The sequence below is a fragment of the Neorhizobium sp. CSC1952 genome (assembly GCF_030378245.1).
GTDB lineage: Bacteria > Pseudomonadota > Alphaproteobacteria > Rhizobiales > Rhizobiaceae > Neorhizobium > Neorhizobium oryzae_A.
Map to the genome: position 1 here is coordinate 471,012 of NZ_CP128416.1, position 15,874 is coordinate 486,885.

The 15,874-nt window shown below is 61.2% G+C and carries 21 protein-coding genes; 3 read left to right on the forward strand and 18 right to left on the reverse strand.

Going from position 1 to position 15,874, the window contains the following annotated elements:
- Positions 1–411: 411 nt before the first annotated feature.
- From QTA58_RS02460 to QTA58_RS02470, 3 genes are read right to left on the reverse strand one after another with little or no spacing between them, the layout of a single operon-like run.
- Positions 412–642, reverse strand: a complete 231-nt coding sequence (locus QTA58_RS02460; protein ID WP_289671581.1) for a hypothetical protein — start codon at positions 640–642, stop codon at positions 412–414.
- Complete coding sequence (locus tag QTA58_RS02465) at positions 639–1,151, reverse strand: hypothetical protein (RefSeq protein WP_289671582.1); 513 nt, start codon at positions 1,149–1,151, stop codon at positions 639–641. The genes QTA58_RS02460 and QTA58_RS02465 overlap by 4 nt, the downstream gene beginning before the upstream one ends.
- A 42-nt stretch (positions 1,152–1,193) precedes the next feature.
- Positions 1,194–1,379, reverse strand: coding sequence for an Arc family DNA-binding protein (locus QTA58_RS02470; protein ID WP_289671583.1), 186 nt, complete (start codon positions 1,377–1,379; stop codon positions 1,194–1,196).
- Between the two features lie 121 nt (positions 1,380–1,500).
- Between QTA58_RS02470 and QTA58_RS02475 the strand changes: the two genes are divergently transcribed.
- The 3 genes from QTA58_RS02475 to QTA58_RS02485 all read left to right on the forward strand — a co-directional run bounded on the left by QTA58_RS02475 (position 1,501) and on the right by QTA58_RS02485 (position 3,490).
- Complete coding sequence (locus QTA58_RS02475) at positions 1,501–2,112, forward strand: Arc family DNA-binding protein (RefSeq protein ID WP_289671584.1); 612 nt, start codon at positions 1,501–1,503, stop codon at positions 2,110–2,112.
- Positions 2,113–2,237: 125 nt separating this feature from the next.
- The gene (locus QTA58_RS02480; protein WP_289671585.1) at positions 2,238–2,648 is read left to right on the forward strand and encodes a hypothetical protein; all 411 of its coding nucleotides are present in this window, start codon (positions 2,238–2,240) and stop codon (positions 2,646–2,648) included.
- Positions 2,649–3,064: 416 nt separating this feature from the next.
- Positions 3,065–3,490, forward strand: coding sequence for a hypothetical protein (locus QTA58_RS02485; protein WP_289671586.1), 426 nt, complete (start codon positions 3,065–3,067; stop codon positions 3,488–3,490).
- A gap of 52 nt (positions 3,491–3,542) precedes the next feature.
- Here the strand turns inward: QTA58_RS02485 and QTA58_RS02490 are convergent, their stop codons facing one another.
- The 15 genes from QTA58_RS02490 to QTA58_RS02560 form a co-directional block, all read right to left on the reverse strand.
- A complete protein-coding gene (locus QTA58_RS02490) occupies positions 3,543–5,426 on the reverse strand; it encodes a hypothetical protein (protein ID WP_289671587.1) in 1,884 nt (627 codons plus the stop codon).
- Entirely contained in the window at positions 5,416–5,820 is a 405-nt protein-coding gene (locus QTA58_RS02495) for an HK97-gp10 family putative phage morphogenesis protein (protein WP_289671588.1), read from the reverse strand. The genes QTA58_RS02490 and QTA58_RS02495 overlap by 11 nt, the downstream gene beginning before the upstream one ends.
- A 3-nt stretch (positions 5,821–5,823) precedes the next feature.
- On the reverse strand, positions 5,824–6,171 hold the full coding sequence (locus tag QTA58_RS02500) for a gene transfer agent family protein (protein WP_289671589.1): 348 nt from the start codon (positions 6,169–6,171) through the stop codon (positions 5,824–5,826).
- A 21-nt stretch (positions 6,172–6,192) separates the two neighbouring features.
- Positions 6,193–6,342, reverse strand: coding sequence for a hypothetical protein (locus QTA58_RS02505; protein WP_289671590.1), 150 nt, complete (start codon positions 6,340–6,342; stop codon positions 6,193–6,195).
- Positions 6,343–6,460: 118 nt separating this feature from the next.
- Positions 6,461–6,649 (reverse strand): hypothetical protein, encoded by a 189-nt coding sequence (locus QTA58_RS02510; protein ID WP_289671591.1) that lies wholly within the window; start codon positions 6,647–6,649, stop codon positions 6,461–6,463.
- Positions 6,646–6,831, reverse strand: a complete 186-nt coding sequence (locus QTA58_RS02515; RefSeq protein ID WP_289671592.1) for a hypothetical protein — start codon at positions 6,829–6,831, stop codon at positions 6,646–6,648. The genes QTA58_RS02510 and QTA58_RS02515 overlap by 4 nt, the downstream gene beginning before the upstream one ends.
- Positions 6,828–7,862 carry a phage major capsid protein gene (locus QTA58_RS02520; protein ID WP_289671593.1) on the reverse strand — a complete coding sequence of 345 codons (1,035 nt, stop codon included), beginning with the start codon at positions 7,860–7,862 and terminating at the stop codon, positions 6,828–6,830. Before QTA58_RS02520 ends, QTA58_RS02515 begins: the two co-directional genes overlap by 4 nt.
- 87 nt (positions 7,863–7,949) lie before the next feature.
- Positions 7,950–8,219 (reverse strand): helix-turn-helix domain-containing protein, encoded by a 270-nt coding sequence (locus QTA58_RS02525; protein WP_289671594.1) that lies wholly within the window; start codon positions 8,217–8,219, stop codon positions 7,950–7,952.
- A complete protein-coding gene (locus tag QTA58_RS02530; RefSeq protein ID WP_289671595.1) occupies positions 8,206–8,544 on the reverse strand; it encodes a hypothetical protein in 339 nt (112 codons plus the stop codon). The genes QTA58_RS02525 and QTA58_RS02530 overlap by 14 nt, the downstream gene beginning before the upstream one ends.
- Before the next feature lie 107 nt (positions 8,545–8,651).
- Positions 8,652–9,449: a helix-turn-helix domain-containing protein gene (locus QTA58_RS02535; protein WP_289671596.1), complete on the reverse strand. Its 798-nt coding sequence runs from the start codon at positions 9,447–9,449 to the stop codon at positions 8,652–8,654.
- A 233-nt stretch (positions 9,450–9,682) separates the two neighbouring features.
- Positions 9,683–10,858, reverse strand: coding sequence for a terminase family protein (locus QTA58_RS02540; protein WP_289673344.1), 1,176 nt, complete (start codon positions 10,856–10,858; stop codon positions 9,683–9,685).
- 277 nt (positions 10,859–11,135) lie between these two features.
- Entirely contained in the window at positions 11,136–11,786 is a 651-nt protein-coding gene (locus QTA58_RS02545) for a hypothetical protein (RefSeq protein ID WP_289671597.1), read from the reverse strand.
- A gap of 442 nt (positions 11,787–12,228) precedes the next feature.
- Positions 12,229–13,689 carry a YdiU family protein gene (locus tag QTA58_RS02550; protein ID WP_289671598.1) on the reverse strand — a complete coding sequence of 487 codons (1,461 nt, stop codon included), beginning with the start codon at positions 13,687–13,689 and terminating at the stop codon, positions 12,229–12,231.
- Positions 13,690–13,779: 90 nt separating this feature from the next.
- Positions 13,780–15,204: an MFS transporter gene (locus tag QTA58_RS02555; protein ID WP_289671599.1), complete on the reverse strand. Its 1,425-nt coding sequence runs from the start codon at positions 15,202–15,204 to the stop codon at positions 13,780–13,782.
- A gap of 195 nt (positions 15,205–15,399) precedes the next feature.
- Positions 15,400–15,600 carry a heavy-metal-associated domain-containing protein gene (locus QTA58_RS02560; protein ID WP_289671600.1) on the reverse strand — a complete coding sequence of 67 codons (201 nt, stop codon included), beginning with the start codon at positions 15,598–15,600 and terminating at the stop codon, positions 15,400–15,402.
- Positions 15,601–15,874: the final 274 nt, after the last annotated feature.

Here is a 15,874-nt window from a genome sequence, read left to right on the forward strand (position 1 = left end):
CGCAGCCCAGAACTCTACACTATGTGGATCTCCCGGGAGCGGAACGCGTGGGCCGGGGGTTGCTGTCCCCCGGCCCTTCTGAAAGTAGAAGTATTCCTTGCCTCGCGAAATGACCTTATGGACGTTTTTAGGGAGGCTGATCTTAGCTCTTTGACGCCGACGTGGCATTGAGAGCCCCCACCAAATAAGGATCGTCCGAGGTAATAGCTCCGGCGACCGCCATGCCGCCGAGAGCCATCTGAACGTCATTCCACGACCAACGAACGCAGCCGTTGGACAACTTCACGGGCCTCGGCAGAACGCCTCGATCCACCATTTCACGGACGGTCGTTTCCGACATGTCCAGCTCGTCTGCCAAGCTCTTGCAGGACAGGTAAGAGCGCGGGCGAGAATGGGCGGGAAGACCGGGCTTCATGCCGCCTCCCGCACAGCAAGTGAAACGCGCTCGACCAATTCGACCGCGTCATACGTGATCCGCATGCCGGCCTCCGCAGCCCGCCCAACAGCCGCGATCAGTTCATCATGCCTCGGTCCCGGGGACACCGGAAGATCGTCGAGGACGAAGGCCGTCAGGCGCATGACCGCTGCAGCTTCCAGCATGCGATCAAGGGCATCTTCCAATTGGCGAGAATGCTCGCTCATGCCGGCACCTCCCCCAGCTTGCGGATGAATTTCGGCGACAGATAGCGCTCGTAATCATCCCATCCGCCATCATCGCAGCGTGCGCGGCCATAATAGTGGCTAAAGCCGAGATCTCGCCCCTCATACGAGACCACCCGCTGCTCGCGAACCAGGTACTCGTATGGGTGACCTTCGATGCTGACGAGGTAAATCCCGTCCCCTTGGAACGGCTGGAATTCGACATCTCCCTGAATTAAGAAATTGAATGATCCATCCCGCCGGGTGCTAAAATAGGTATCATGCATTACCGAGATGTACGGATGCATTTTCGCCAGGATCTCGCGGAGCTGCGCCACACAGGCGTCAAACTGCGCATCGAGGGACTGAGGCAAGCGGCTGGTCTTGCCGCTTGCCTCAGCGAGCGCCACGGCCGGCAATGTTGCGGCGGTGCTGGCGGCGGCGATGGTGATGAAGTTGCGTCGCGAAAGGCTTGCGCCCTCGCCTTCTGTTGGTGTATGTCTTTCCTGCATTTCATTTTCCTTTCTGGATGCAGAAAAAGCCGACGCTGGTTCCTAGGCCAGAGCGTCGGCTTTTTTCGTTGAGGTGACCCCTTCCTTCCGGAAGGCCCGCATTAGCTGGAATACGATTTCAGAATTCATTGATCGGCCGTTTTCGGATGCCGACGCTTTGATTTCCTCACGAAGCTCGCTCGGAAGCCTAAGGGGAAACTGGCCGCTCTCGCGTGTCTGCTGGATCATGACGAACCTCCAATGTGTCACCGTGACACATCAAAAGATGTCACGGTGACTTCATTGCGTCAACCGCAAAAATGCGTCACGGTGACATCACCCACACATCAGCTACGGTAAACCGATATCCATGAGTTCAAACACAGGTCGCGAGAGCGATAAGTTCATGCTGCGGTTTCCCGAAGGCATGCGAGACCGTATAAAGGAGGAGGCGGCGAAATCTGGCCGCTCCATGAATGCAGAAATCGTGCATCGGCTCGCTAACAGCCTCGACAACCCCAAGTTCGCCGATTTTGCGCTTGGCTTGGGCGAAGAACTCGACTTCGACTTGATGCTGGCGGCTGAGCGCAACAGTCGCTCACTTCATGAGGAGATGATTTTTCGACTTAAACAGAGCTTGGCACCCGAACGTACAGTGATCGGGGAACTGGAGACCAAGGCGTGGAACGCGCAGCGTCAATATGAAGAGCTTTTGAAGCTCTTCATTCAACTCACCCCAGAGGAGCGACGGCTATTGGAGGAGCGAGCGGAAATTGCCGAGTATGCGCGGAAGATGAAGGTCTCATCGAAAGACATCGGAAAGTTCGTTAAACTTAATCCCATCGGTAACCGTGGACGCCATTATCTGAGGCAGCCCCAGAGTGATTACAGTCCGATTTTGGGCAGACCGGCCAGTGAAACGGAAATGAAGGCAATTGCGGACGAGGTTGGCCGCAACGAAGATGGGCCGGAAGATGGCTGACGATCGAGCACCCAAAGGGAGATCTTAGCAACCGACGAGGATGAGGCTCCCGCAAGTCACAATGACAGTTCCCAAAAAGGCTGACTACAGCATAATGTAATGTTAGAAAAGGCTCGGGGGAGTAGATGGCGAGTTCAGCCAAAGATCAGTCAAGCAGACTAACAATTCCAGGTGTGCCTCATCACGGTGAAGCCATACAGCGAATGACCACAAAGAGCGCGATGTCTCCAATGTTGTGGTTACTCGGCATCGCTCTGACAACGCTGCTACCAGCAGTTTATCTAACTACCGGTCATGTCCAAGAAATTCTCACCTACCTAGTAGCCATCGTTGTAATATCCGGCGTTGGCTTCTTCGCTTATTTTGCATTGCGCGATCCTGACCGGCTGCAGTCGGAGGAATATCTCACAGAAATCCGGCGCATATCTTTGCTCAGGGAAAGCGGGAAGCAACCAACGACCATAGATCTTTCCGTAGAGCAAGAGCCGAACGTATTTGTTGAAGGCGGAGAGGTAGCGAAAATAGATGGACGTTAAAACCTACATAATCGTCTTTTTCAATCCCAAGGTAGACGTGGAAACTCTGAACCGGTGGATTACGTACAGTCCTTATGTGCTGAGCTACTGGAATTACCTTCCCCTAGTGTACTGCATAAAGTCTAGGGCGAGCGTGAATGAACTTCGCGCTCACTTTGAGCCGGTACTTGGTTTACAAAACTTCCTGATTGCAGAAGTTAACCCTGAAAACCTTAGTGGACGCCTTCCGCCGGAGGCATGGCCCTGGTTTAGTCGGTCGGATTTCCCATCCGAAGGGCACTCGCCCGGCGCACAAGTTCCGCCTTCAAGCGGCGGATCTACCAATCGCCTTTTGTCTGCTGCTACCTGGAAAAAACCTTAGGTGATTGAGGCCGAGTAATCGAACTGAAGCGATATAAACGGCAACAGGGACAAGCATGGTCGACATAGCAACAGGCCTCAGCATGGCCGCGCAGGCGATCGGGATCGCAAAAGATCTCCGCGAAATCGACAAGGGCTTAGACGCAGGCGAGTTCAAGGCGAAGATGGCCGAGCTCTATAGCTCGCTTGCAGACGTCAAAATGGCGCTTGCTGATGCACAAGAGGAACTAAAGGCTCGGAATCAGGAAATTGAACGCCTCCGAGCTTCTTTTGCGATCAAAGAAACCACCATTAAAAAGGATGGCTTCTCGATGTTAGCTTTCGAAGATGGAACACCGAGGGGAGATCCGTTCTGCCCTGTATGTGAGCAAAAGGAAGGGCGATTATTCCATATCGCAGAACTCAGCGGTGGCAAAAGCAAATGCCCTAATTGCCAATCGGAGTTCGGGTATGTGCCACGATATCTTTGGCAGCGGGGCTAAGCGGAGGCCACCTCCTTCCTAAGCGCATCGATCTTCTCCCCGGTCTTGTCGGTCACGGCCAGTCCCGGGCTCGGCGTGCCTTGTTTAGCGAATTCAGCACATTTGCATAAAAATCCCGCTTCTGCTGCTCCATTACCTTCTCAATCCGAGCCACCGCTTCTAAGGACGCCCCTCTCGCGTCTATCTGCGGCGCGAAGTTGATTGAAGTAGATCCGCCCCTGCTTGGCAGGGACAACGATGGCAACCTTGGCGCTCCTACCAATCCGCCCTGCGCGTAACCTTGAAGCCGGTGCAGATTATCCACACCGAGGCGGCGCGTGGCGTCGGCGTCGAAGACGTATTCGCCCTTATGAACAATCCCTGCAGGTTCATATTTCCCACCAGGCCCGGTGTAGCCTCCGTCAGAATAGAGGCCACCTGGCGCGGACGGGAATTTCGTGGCACCGCCACCCAAGACGCCAAGGATACCTGAAAGAAAGCTGCCGCCGCCCGCCGCACTATTCACCTTGAAGAGGCTGTCGAGCACATCGTCAAGAAGTGTGTCGCCAATCCGCTTTAGGCTGTTGACGGCGACATCCCCCATGGACTGCCAGAAGCTCTTTCCGTTTTCGAGGGCGCTGAACAGGTCGTCGAGGCCGGCGCGCGTCAAGTCCCTGTACAGAAGCATCTGTTCCTCGGCCCGGCGCCGCGCTTCTTCCTGCTGGTAAATCGCCTCCGTAAGGTTGATGACCTTCTGGCGTTCGTCCTCCGTGGCGGCCGCCCCTGCCTGCCTGGATGCCGCAGCGGCGCGTTTTGCGGCATCCGTGGCGTTGACCAGCCGCAGCTCTTCCTCAAGCTCCGAAATGAGATCCTTGATCGCCTGGCGCTCTCGCTCGGCCTGCGACGGGCCGGACTGTTTCTTGTCGGACGGAAGCGAACCTTCCGGCGATTCGAAAGCCGCATCGATCCGCTGCTGGATGAGCTTTTGCCGGAGGATATCCGCGCCGGACGGCAGGCGCCCGGTTTTGGGTGCCGCGGGGGATGACTCGGGAGCCCTCGGTGCAAACGGGCCATTCACCATGGCGCCGATCTCGGCTCCCGCGTCGGAAAGGTTAAGCCGCTGCTGGTACTGATCGTAAAGATTGATGAATACCTGCAAGGCGCCAGCAGCCTCGACCACGGCGGCCTTAAGCCTTGTGCCCACGGTAGTGGTAATCTGATTGAAGAGACGATCGGTTTCCGCCGCCTTCTTGATCATCTCATCGTTCATGACGATGCCGAAGTCATTCGCCGCCTTGATCTGTGCGCGAATGCCCGCCTCACCCTGGTCGATCAGCGCCACCATGCGCTCGCCACCCGTACCGCCGAACAGTTCGTCGAAAAGACGCACACCTGCCGCCGTGTCACCGAGCTGGCGCGTTCGTTCGATCAGGAGAATCAGCAGCTCGGCCGGATCCTTCAGCCGCCCTTTGACCTCCTGCGGCGACAAACCGAGCCGCTGGAACGCTTCGGCTGCGGAGCCCTTGCCCGTCACCGCGAACTCGTCCGCCCGAAGGGAAAGCTCCTTCAGGCCGTCCGTCAGCGCGTCGACCGGAATACGCGCCTGTTCGGCGACAAATTTCCATTCTTGAAATGCTTTCGTGGAAACGCCGGCGATCTTGGCAGCATCGCCTATTTCGGCGACACCCCTCGCAACGTCCCGGAAGCCTGAAACAACGCCGGCGATCCCCCCGGCCGCCACGCCAGCGAAGAGACCGGCGCCGAAACTCTTGAACATGCCGCTGATCTTCGAGATCGACGATGAGAACGAGCTTTCCATATTCTGCGCCGCCTTTTTCGTGCGCCGCTCGATCCCGCCCATGTTCCGGTCGACATTGGACTGGAACTTCGCAAGCTTCTTCTCCGCGTCGGTGAGGCGCATCTCCATGCGCGTGTAGAGTACGGCGTCATCTGCCATTGTTGAAATCCTTCACAGCCTTGTTCAGGGCGCTCCGGCGCCGACTAAGGAATTTCTTCTTCAGCAATCGATAAGCGGGCCAGAAAAATGGCTGCGCCGGACTGTTCACGGTGCCAAACTCCTGCCCGACTGCGTAATCAAACGGCCCGCCTGCACTCGGCTTCGTCGTCGCCTCGCCTCCGGCTCTCACCACCTGGCCGCCGGTGTCGGTCTCATGATGCCGGATACTGTCATGCAGGGGCGTGCCGTCCTCGGGGTCCTTCGGGGCGATTGCGCGGGACAGCCTCACCCACTCGTCGGCGTCCTTCGCGATGGCGGCGCTTACCTGATCGCGGATGGCCTTCGGCAGCCGCGCGAGACGCCTGCGAAACTCCGCGTTATCGGACCGCGCCATGGATCATTCTCCCTTGGTGGCGCGATACTCGTCGTTGCCGAGAAAGGCCGCCTCCATGATCGCGACCGCCAGCGGCAAGGTCTCGGAAATCGGCCGGCGCTCAACATAGGTCCTGACCATTGCCGTCGCGTCGTTGGGCGACATCCCTCCGCCGATGAGCCCCATGTGGACAATGGAACGCACATCGGAAAGCAATCCTGCGCGGTTGCAGACCATATCGTTGAACGTCGCAAAGAGAGAACGTCGCTCGTTCCGCTCCTCCCAGTCTGCCACATCCTGAAAGGTCAGGCAGAACTTGTAATCGCCGTCACCAAACGGCAGTACGATTTCTGCATAGTGCTTCTCGGTCATCGAATTTGCCTTTTTGCTTGCTTATGGAAGCAGCTTGATCTGCTTTCCGGTTTCATCGAAATATTCGTCAAAGAATGCCAGCGCGTCCGCTACCACAGGCTGGCCAAGGTCATGGATCTTTCGCCAGTTCCCACCGATCGCGTCATCATCGATCTGGGTGAAGCGCCACAAGGGTCGCTTCCGGCTAAAGTTTCAAGAGAAACGCCCCCGCCAGTAAAATGCGGTGATGCCATTCTCCGAGGGGTTCACGAGGCGGAGATAGACCTGCTTTGCCATTGCCTCGCCCGCCTCAGATCAGGAGCCGATGCGCGGTAGTTTCCCACGCCCGCTCCCATTCCGCCCGCACGTCTTCGAAAGCATCATCGGAGATCACAAAGGGGAGGGATTGGCTCCGCGTGTCGACAAGATCTTTGCCCTGGTAGAGGTAGACCATGACTGTCCTGCCATCCTCGCAAAGGACCGCTTCCGCTTCGATCATACCCGCTCACTCCCGACCGGTACGCGGACCCGAGGCTTTTCCGCCTTCATCCGCTCTTCCAGATCAGAGACGCGGCGGGCGAGCTCGAGATGACGAGCCTCGAAATCTGCAAGCGACCGAGCAACGTAACCCTTGACTGCCTCGGCGAGATCCGCCCCAAATTTTGCGCCGTTACCACTCATGGCGCCGGCTCCGCCGGGATACCCCATCCGATATCAGTCAGCTCGGCGACCGCGTTGTCACGGACGCGCTGTACGCCAAAGCTGACGATCGCCTTCATGGCTACGCTGCCGGTCTGGAACATGCTCACCAATTCCTCGCGGGTCGGCGTCACGCTGTTGTTCGTCGGATTGTCGGCCATCTTGATGTCAGCCTGCCGCGAGGCATCGAGAGCGACGGTATCCGCGTCGGCGGCGATCGCAGCGCCGTTGATCAAACGCAGCGTTCCGGCGGGAATGGTGCGGCTGACATAGGCCGGAAGCTCCAGCAACTCGCCGCCCTGAGGCGACATGTTGCGGAACGTTTCCGGCATCAGTGCCAAGCCGTTGGCCACGTCGGGCGACATAGCCCAAAGCATCTGACCGCCGCCGCCGTCGTTGACGTTGTTCAGCAGTCGCAGAAGATCGGCCTTGACGCTCGCGATATCGCTGCCGCTGCTGACGATCGACAGCGAGGACCCGTCAATGACCTCCGAGAAGAACTTTTCATCGACGGTATCGCTCACGGCGCCGCGCAGCTCGGTGTTGACGAGCGTGTAAGCGCCGTCCGTCATGGACTGGGCAACTTCGGAGGTGATGACCAGCAGGGCCGCCGCCTTCACGGGATCGAGCGAGCCGCCTTTGAGCGTGAGTTTCGAAACCGGGACAGGCTGACCTTCGCCGACGATCCAGCCGGTCGCGGAGGCCGTCACGACGCCGAGGCGCGTGCGCAGAGGAACCCGGACAAAGCCGAAGTCCAGAAGGCGGAAGAAGATCGATCGGGAGCGCAGGCTCGTGAAAAAGCCGGCCGAGGATATGCGCCAGTCGGCAAGGATCTCGCCGAAATCGCCGTCGCTCAAGCTGCCGCCGCTGATCGCGGCCTTGTCGAGGATGCGCAGCACGCGCGGAGAGCCTTTGCGGTTTTCCGCGATTTCCCGCGCCAGCGGATATGATCCGCCGGCGGCCGCAAGTGCCTTCGCGATGACGCCGACGTCGGAACTGATGGGATCATTCATGTTTTCACCCTTTGCGTTGGACTGCGCTTAGGGTCGGAAACGAAACGGGAGTGCACAACCGGCATTTTCTCCCGTTTGAGGCCCAATTCACTCCCGTTTCTCCCGTTTGTAGGCCTGGAGAGCCGAAAGGCTCACCATCCACCGTCCGCCTCTCTTTTCGCCGAACCCCTTCGACTCGCATAGCCAGCGGACGGTGTCGGAGGACATTCCGAAGCGCTCGGCAGCGGTGGCGGTATCGATCAGATCCTCAACAGCCGGAGTGATCGTGTCACCTCCGAGGGCTGCTTTGAGTTCCAGCAGATCGGATACAACACGATCAATGAGAGCCGATAGCTCGGCCGAATCAATCCCGGTCATGCCGCCTCCGTTGCACCAGGTCGAGGAAATCCTGGTAGGTCGGCTCCCGGCCGCCGAACATGTCGATTATTCGCGCCTTCTTGTCCCGGAGATCCTGACGATAGGCCGCGCCGTAACGCAGTCGACGTGTCCGCTGGCAGTCATCGGAACAGGTGTAGCCGAGTGAACGCGGCTTCGGGACAAACTCACGCTCGCAAATGACGCAAACCCTCGCTTTCGAGGGGACGGAAACTAATTCCTCGTTTTTGGCGCTTTCCGCCGACAGGTCGGAACTTTCATCAATGTTTTCAACAGGTTCGAATAGACCACTCTGGTAGCAGCTCATTTTTCGGGGCCTTTCGTGAAAATAATCCGATGCCAAATAAAAAATCTGCGAATGAGAGGGGCGCGGGTCCAAAGGCGACGGCTTTCCGAAGTTTGAGACCACCCCCCCTATCCATCGCGATTGCCTCGCGTCGCGTCCAAGCCGGACACGCGATCAACCACCAACCGCAGGCCTGCGCCTCGGCTTTTCTGCTCGGCGATCAATGCTTCTCGCTCGATGTCGGACGTCAGGCGGCTAAGGACGACCGCCTTCATCGTGTCGCCAAGCGTTTCGATCGCGGCGAAGAACTGATCCCTCAAGCCCTCCTTCGGGTCTACAACCGAGGGTGGTTGACGCTTGCTCGCATACGGTCGAGACAAACTCCTTCTCACAAGCCCATTAATCATCTCGGCAGTGACTGCCGGTGAGACTTTCGACGGCATCGAGGGCTGCGCCCTTCCACTTGCTCCGTCCGTATGAGTGAGTTTCTTAGGTGAGTTCCTTATATGAGTTAGGGTGAACGTTTGTTCACTGTCTAAGTGAACGTTTGTGCACTTACTAAGTGCACGTTTGTTCACTATCTCCGCTCCACCGTCAGGCCGTTCGAAGGTCTCGACGATCTCTCGAAACTTGCTCCAGTTCGGCTGATAGCTGCTTCGAAAACCGTTACCGCCATGCCGCGTTTTTACAACCAGACCGCTCTCGTGCAGGACATTGGTTGCCTTCACGACGTTACGTGTGCTGATACCAGCCTTTGCCGCAAGCCGATCCGTCCCCGGATCGCACTGGCCGGTTTTGGCGTTGAAATGAGTAATGATGACCGCAGCAACGGTCTTAGCATCCCCGGACAGCCCCCGCGCCAGGGCAATGGCTTTGAAGGCCACCGCAAAGTCGTTCTTGCCGGGAAGCTCAGGTCGATCGCTCATCATGCTCGATCCGGTGAGCGAGTTTCGCCGCGTCGATGGCTTCGATGATCGTCAGATCGAACTTGCGACGAAGGGTAGGAAGAAGAGGACCGATAATTGCGTCACGGTTCCGTGCGAGCCAGGAACCCGCCTGCAAAACCCGGTCTACTGACGTTTTACAGTCAGGCTCATTGTTCCGTTCATGTTCACGGTTTTTCGCATCCTCCCAGCAAAACGTAAGTGATTGAGGAGGCTTATCTTTTCCGCTTGGCGATACTTTCGCACATCTGGTCCTCCAGATCGGCGAAGCGCCCGGCATGGGCGACCCGCCCCTGCTCGTAGAGCGCCGCGACCGGTTCGGCGCGCAGGAATTTCCCCCGCGTCGCCCTCACCATCGTCACCGGCAGGCCCGCATCGACGCTTCTCAGCATCGCCGTCACCATCTCGCCGCCCTGGTTCACCTCCGCCACCACCCGGTCCGCCTGGAAGCGCGCATAAGCCTTCGTCACGGCATGCGCCCAGCCCGCCGGGCTTGCCCCTTCCACCGAACAATCCGCCAGCACCACCGCCCTGCCGCCCGTCTCCAGGCCGGCCACGACGACGCCGCAGCACGACCCCTCGCCGGAACCGGACGGCGGATCGACCGCCACCACGATGCGCCTCAGCGCCCCGGTGAACCGTCCTCCCGGATATCCGCCATGAAAGCCGATCCTGCAGGCCTCCAGGTCGGCGCGTTTCCAGAGCGCATCCTCGCGGTCCTCGATCAGCTCGCCGGCGATTTCCTGCCGCCCGAGCCGCGTGCCGCCGTAGCGCGCCTCCAGCGCCTGGATGAAACCCGGTGCCAGGTTGCCGGCATTCGCCTCGGTCGAAATCCTCGCAAGCCGCGTTCCCGGATCGGCGATCAGCCGCTTCAAAACCGGCACCGGCCGCGGCGTGGTGGTCACCAGCTGGCGCGGATCGGCGCCGAGCCTCAGCCCGAACTGCAGCATGTCGAATGTCTCTTCGGCATGTTTCCACTTGGCGAGCTCGTCGCACCAGGCGAAATGGAATTGCGGCCCGCGCAACGCCTCCGGGTCCTCGGAGGAAAAGATCTGCGCCACCGCGCCGTTCGACCAGACGAGGCGGCGCCGCGATATCTCGAAATCCGGCCGCTTCGAGCGCGCGATCCGGCAGATGCCGGAAACGCCGTCGATCATCACCTCGCGGGCGTCGCCCAGCGTTTCCGCCACCAGCGCGATCCGGAGAGCGGACCGCTCGCCGGCCGAGGCCAGCGCATGCACCCACTCTGCCCCGGCCCTCGTCTTGCCGGAGCCGCGTCCGCCCATGATCAGCCAGGTCCGCCAGTCGCCCGCCGGAGGTTTTTGTTCCGGGCGGCCTTTGAAATCCCAATCGCGCTCATGATCGAGCGTGAAGCCAGCGAGATCAACAATCTGCCCCTCCTGCTCCGGAGGTCGATTGCATATGGAAGCGGGACCGGGCGGTAGATCGATCTCCCCCCTTGAGGGGGAGATGCCCGGCAGGGCAGAGGGGGGTGTCACCCCGACCTCTTCATCGATGATCGGTTTTACCGCTCGATGGCCATCCACCTCTTTCACCTCGTGTGACATCTCCCCCGCAACGGATGGCTGATCGTTGCCGGGTGACCTTGCTGCGCCGCCAATCAGCTCACTGAGAACTTCGATCTCCGCAGAGACTGCTGCCTTTTCCTCACGTATCTGCTGTATCCCTTGCCGGAGTTTGGTCGAAGCCGCCAATGCCTTGGCCGCTGTCTTCTCCTGCGCCAACCGTTGAGTCCGGCGGCTTGGAGGCTTTGCGTTCAAGTAGCTCGGTGACCGATGGCGGCGGCCCATCGCGTTTCCATGCCTCGTAAAGGCGGACGGCATTTTCATTGGCGCGCTCCTCGATCAGTTTCATGAAGCGGGCCTTCGCCTCCTCATATCCGCCCTCGTCCGCCGCGCGCTCCGCTTCCAGCTCCCGGTCGCGGGCGAGCTGGCGCTGGAGGCCGTCGACCTTTTCGAGCGTGCGGACGATCAGCGACATGGCGTCGGTCGCGGCCTTCATATCGGCACGCGCCAGTTTCTGCGCCGCCTCGTCGCCGTCCGTGAGCGCCTTCCCGGCCAAGGCCCGCATGCGCCGGAAGGTGGCGAACTGGTCGCGCATCTCGACCGTCATCTCATTGAGCAGGCCGCGCAATTCCTCGGCGGGCGGGATGGCACCCTCCGCCGACTTGGTCTCCAGCAGCACGCCGCGTACCTCGTCCGCCAGCGCCGCATCGTCCATCGCCGGCCCTTCGCCATAGACGGGCCGTTCCGCCCAGAGCCCGAAGAGCGCGGGATCGAAAGTCTCGAATTCATCCATGGCCGGTTTCCATAGCTGTGTCTCCGGCGCGCGTCTTCGGCGCACACGGCATCGCGCCGCGCCCGTTTCCGGCCGCCTGACGCCCCGATGCCGATTGCAGAGATAAAAAAGGCCCGGTTTGGAGAACCGGGCCGATGACTGGAAGCCTTGCGCCGCCAGCCCCTTGAAGGCTGCCCGCCGGCGCAATTCTTCGACTGTGGCAGAACCCTATCAAACCACCGTCACGCCGTCAAGGATTATTTTCCTATTTGGCGGATTTTTATGAAGGCGCTGCTCATCGCCTCTCCAATTTGCCCCTCACCCTCTCCCCGCAGGCGGGGAGAGGGGACGTGCCGTATCCAACGCCGCACCTGCGAAAGGGGCGGCATATTTCCTTCTCCCCGCCTGCGGGAGAAGGTGCCCGGCAGGGCGGATGAGGGGCATTCCGATGCTTGAACAGCACTCACGTCCCGCAGAACGTCATCGAAACCCGCTCCTCCGGTTTCGGCGGGACCATCAGGTCGGCGAATTCCGGCCGTTCCTCATAGGGGTTTTCCAGCGCCTCCAGCAGCCGTTCGAAGAAGCTGAAATCGTTGTAGTTGGCGGCCGAAAGCGCCTCCTCCACCCGGTGGTTGCGGGGGATGACGGCCGGATTGACGGCCCGCATGGCCGCCGCACGCTCTTCGCCCGATCGCGCCTCTCCCGCCAGCCTCTCCCGCCAGGCGCCGAGCCAGTCCCGCGCCTTTTCCGGAGCGGCGAAACAGGCGAGGAACGCCTCGTCCCTGCCCTCCGCCGCATCGGCGAGCCACCGGAAGGCGAGCGTGAAATCCGCTTCCCCCTCATGCATGGCGGCCAGCAGCGCCTGGATGAGTCCCTCGTCGCCGTCGGCTTCGGAAAAGAGCCCGATCTTCTTTGCGAAAACGCCGAGCCACTCGCGCTGGAACCGCTCGCCGAACTCCTTCAGGACGGCATTCGCCGCATCCACGGCCCTGTCCTGATCCTCGTCGAGCAGCGGCAGAAGGCATTCCGCCAGCCGCGCGATGTTCCACTGGCCGATGCCCGGCTGGTTGCGATAGGCATAGCGGCCCGCCTGGTCGATCGAGGAGAAGACCTTCATAGGATTATATTCATCGAGGAAGGCGCAGGGGCCGAAATCGATCGTCTCGCCGGAGATCGTCATGTTGTCGGTGTTCATCACGCCGTGGATGAAGCCGACGCCCATCCATCGGGCGATCAGATCCGCCTGCCGGAACGCCACGGCCCTCAGCAGCGAAGAGTAAGGGTTTTCCGCCGTCTTCAGCTCCGGATAGTGCCGTTCGATCACGTAATCGGCGAGCGTTTTCACGCCTTCGTTGTCGCCCCGCGCGGCGAAGAACTGGAACGTGCCGACCCGGACATGGCTCGCCGCGACGCGCACGAAGACGGCGCCCTGTTCCATGCGCTCGCGACGGACCGGCTCGCCGGTCGCGACGGCCGCTAGCGCGCGCGTCGCCGGAAGCCCTAGCGCGGCGAATGCCTCCGAAACGATATATTCCCTCAGCACCGGCCCGAGTGCCGCGCGCCCGTCGCCGCGGCGGGAAAAGGGCGTCGGTCCCGCGCCTTTCAGCTGGATGTCGCGGCGCCGTCCATTCCGGTCGACCACCTCGCCGAGCAGGATTGCCCGCCCGTCGCCGAGCTGTGGCACGAAATTGCCGAACTGATGCCCCGCATAGGCCATGGCGATCGGCTCGGCGCCGGGCGGCACGACATTGCCGGCAAGGATCGCCGCAAGCCGCGCGGGGTCGGAAAAATCCGCCTCGATGCCCAGTTCCACGGCCAGTTCCTCGTTGAACTTCAATAATTTCGGCCCCTCGACCGGTTCGGGATAGACCGAGGCGAAAAACCTGTCCGGCAGGCGGGCATAGGAATTGTCGAACTGGAACACGGGAAAAGGACTCCTTCGGACCGGACCGGCCTTCCCCAATATGGGGAATCTCCCCCGCCGAACAAGCCAAATGCGCTTTTGTTGCGCGGCTCAAGCCTCCTTCAGCCGCACGCCGAAGCCGAGCAGGAAGGTTACCGCGGCCCCCGCCGCCGCCGTGCCGTAAAGCCAGAATGCCGGCCCGCCGGCCCCGCCGTTTTCGAGCGCCGCGACCAGCCCGGTGGCGGTGGCGATCATGCCGGAAATCCCCGCACCGATCGCATAGCCGGCGGTCGAGATGGTCGGCAGGAGCGCACTGGTCAGGTCCCGCTCGGCGCGGCCGGCCGCCTCCATCGCCGCCTGGTTGACGCTCGCCCAGGCGGTTCCGAAACCGGTGCCGACCGCCACCTGGCCGAGAACTAGCAGGGTGACGGAACCGGTCGCGAACGCGGTGCCGAGCGCCAGGAAACCGGCAAGCTGGAACAGCGCCCCGCTGCGCATCCACATATGCCGGGGTGCCGGCGCCACCACCCGGCTCGCGAGCACGGCGACCGCGCTCCAGGTGAGCGCCATGATGACGACCACATAGCCGACCACGGCAGGCCGGAAATCGAAGACGGCGCCGATCATCAGCGCCAGGTAGACGCTGCCGACCGAATGGCTGGCGGACATCAGGAACAGCACCCAGAACCCGTGCCCCAGCACCGAGCCGAGCCGGAAGGCGCCCGCCGGAAACAGTTTCGGGCCGATCTTCCCGTCGAGCTTCAGCACCGCCAGGAAAAGTGCCGCTCCCGCCGCGATCGCCGCGGCTTGCATCGCACCGCCGGTCGCGACCGAGGACAGCGACAGCACGAAGGAGGCGGCGAGGCAGAGCGCGATCGTCGCCGACGACAGCGGCACGGGTGCGGCTTCGGTCACCCGCGGCCTTGCGGCAAGCGCCAGGACCGGCAGCAGCAGGACGAAGGGCGCCACCGCCAGGAAGGACGCCCGCCAGGAGAAAGCCTCGGTCAGATACCCGCCGGCGAGCGGCCCGGCGATCGCCGCGACCGCCCAGACGATCGCCTCCACGGCAAAAACGCGGGCGATCAGCGCGGAGGGGAAATTCGCCGGGATCAGGCTGTAGCAGATCGCCACGATCAGCCCGTCGGCAACGCCCTGCAGCAGGCGTCCGGCCATGATCCAGGAGAAGGCGGGCGCCCCCAGCGCCAGCAGCCCGCCCGCCGCGAAGAGAAGCGTCGAGAACACCAGGCTCGCACGGGCGCCGAACCGGTCGCGCAGCGCCGCCGCCCCGGTGCCGCCGGCGATCGAGCCCATGAAATAGAGGCTGTAGGCCCAGCTGAAATAGGCGGTGCCGCCGATCTCCGCCGCCGCCGGCGGAAGTGCCGCGACGATCGCGAACTGGTTGAAGGCATGCAGCCCGATACCCGCCGAAATCAGCCCGAGCATCGCCCCGTCGCGGCCCTTCAGAAGCCTCGACCACCCCACATTCACGTCCTGCAGCACGCCACGCCCTTTCCCGTTCTCACTGTCGGCGGCCACGCTACAACCTCAAGCGCCGTTGAGGTCAAGAAAGGGAGATGAAAATAAGATCGTTTCACTTCAATGGGTTGCGGAACCGCCTGGTTTTACGCCGATGACATCCCGGCCCGGCTTTCCGAACATCCATTGAAGCACGACCTGAATAGCGTCATGACCTGAATAGCGTCATGATCTAAATAGCGTCATGCGCCGATTTCAGCCCGCAGCCCTTTCCGGGCTGTATCCTGCCTCCCGGATCGCGTCCTCGGCCTTCGCCGCATCGCCCTCCACCGTCACCGTCTGCGCCGTCAGATCGATCGCCACGGCGGCACCCGGCAGCGCGTCGGCGAGCGCGCCGCGCACCGTCTTTTCGCAATGGCCGCAGGTCATGTCCGGCACGGTGAAAATCGTCGTCATTTAAGGTTCTCCTTTTCGATGAATGTCTTCTGCACCTTCCAACAGGGGGAAGGTCAAGTGGGTATATGGAAACTCCCCCTCTGGCCCTTGGTGTGTCGAAGGACGGATCTCCCCGTTAACGGCGGGACAAACGCACATGGGGAACCAAGCGGGTTCTGCTTGCTCCCACTTCTCCCCAGCGGGGAGAAGTGCCGAGCAAAGCGAGGCGATGAGGGGGTGCGCATACGGCAAACTCTTCGCCCGCCGGTTTGGCTTCGCCCCCCCTCATCCGCCT

What these genes read in the sequence shown, in the direction of transcription:
- QTA58_RS02460 (WP_289671581.1), bottom strand. Translation starts at nt 642, where the DNA reads ATGAGCGAGCATTCTCGCCAATTGGAAGATGCCCTTGATCGCATGCTG.
- QTA58_RS02465 (WP_289671582.1), bottom strand. Translation starts at nt 1,151, where the DNA reads ATGCAGGAAAGACATACACCAACAGAAGGCGAGGGCGCAAGCCTTTCG.
- QTA58_RS02470 (WP_289671583.1), bottom strand. Translation starts at nt 1,379, where the DNA reads ATGATCCAGCAGACACGCGAGAGCGGCCAGTTTCCCCTTAGGCTTCCG.
- QTA58_RS02475 (WP_289671584.1), top strand. Translation starts at nt 1,501, where the DNA reads ATGAGTTCAAACACAGGTCGCGAGAGCGATAAGTTCATGCTGCGGTTT.
- QTA58_RS02480 (WP_289671585.1), top strand. Translation starts at nt 2,238, where the DNA reads ATGGCGAGTTCAGCCAAAGATCAGTCAAGCAGACTAACAATTCCAGGT.
- QTA58_RS02485 (WP_289671586.1), top strand. Translation starts at nt 3,065, where the DNA reads ATGGTCGACATAGCAACAGGCCTCAGCATGGCCGCGCAGGCGATCGGG.
- QTA58_RS02490 (WP_289671587.1), bottom strand. Translation starts at nt 5,426, where the DNA reads ATGGCAGATGACGCCGTACTCTACACGCGCATGGAGATGCGCCTCACC.
- QTA58_RS02495 (WP_289671588.1), bottom strand. Translation starts at nt 5,820, where the DNA reads ATGGCGCGGTCCGATAACGCGGAGTTTCGCAGGCGTCTCGCGCGGCTG.
- QTA58_RS02500 (WP_289671589.1), bottom strand. Translation starts at nt 6,171, where the DNA reads ATGACCGAGAAGCACTATGCAGAAATCGTACTGCCGTTTGGTGACGGC.
- QTA58_RS02510 (WP_289671591.1), bottom strand. Translation starts at nt 6,649, where the DNA reads ATGATCGAAGCGGAAGCGGTCCTTTGCGAGGATGGCAGGACAGTCATG.
- QTA58_RS02515 (WP_289671592.1), bottom strand. Translation starts at nt 6,831, where the DNA reads ATGAGTGGTAACGGCGCAAAATTTGGGGCGGATCTCGCCGAGGCAGTC.
- QTA58_RS02520 (WP_289671593.1), bottom strand. Translation starts at nt 7,862, where the DNA reads ATGAATGATCCCATCAGTTCCGACGTCGGCGTCATCGCGAAGGCACTT.
- QTA58_RS02525 (WP_289671594.1), bottom strand. Translation starts at nt 8,219, where the DNA reads ATGACCGGGATTGATTCGGCCGAGCTATCGGCTCTCATTGATCGTGTT.
- QTA58_RS02530 (WP_289671595.1), bottom strand. Translation starts at nt 8,544, where the DNA reads ATGAGCTGCTACCAGAGTGGTCTATTCGAACCTGTTGAAAACATTGAT.
- QTA58_RS02535 (WP_289671596.1), bottom strand. Translation starts at nt 9,449, where the DNA reads ATGAGCGATCGACCTGAGCTTCCCGGCAAGAACGACTTTGCGGTGGCC.
- QTA58_RS02545 (WP_289671597.1), bottom strand. Translation starts at nt 11,786, where the DNA reads ATGGATGAATTCGAGACTTTCGATCCCGCGCTCTTCGGGCTCTGGGCG.
- QTA58_RS02560 (WP_289671600.1), bottom strand. Translation starts at nt 15,600, where the DNA reads ATGACGACGATTTTCACCGTGCCGGACATGACCTGCGGCCATTGCGAA.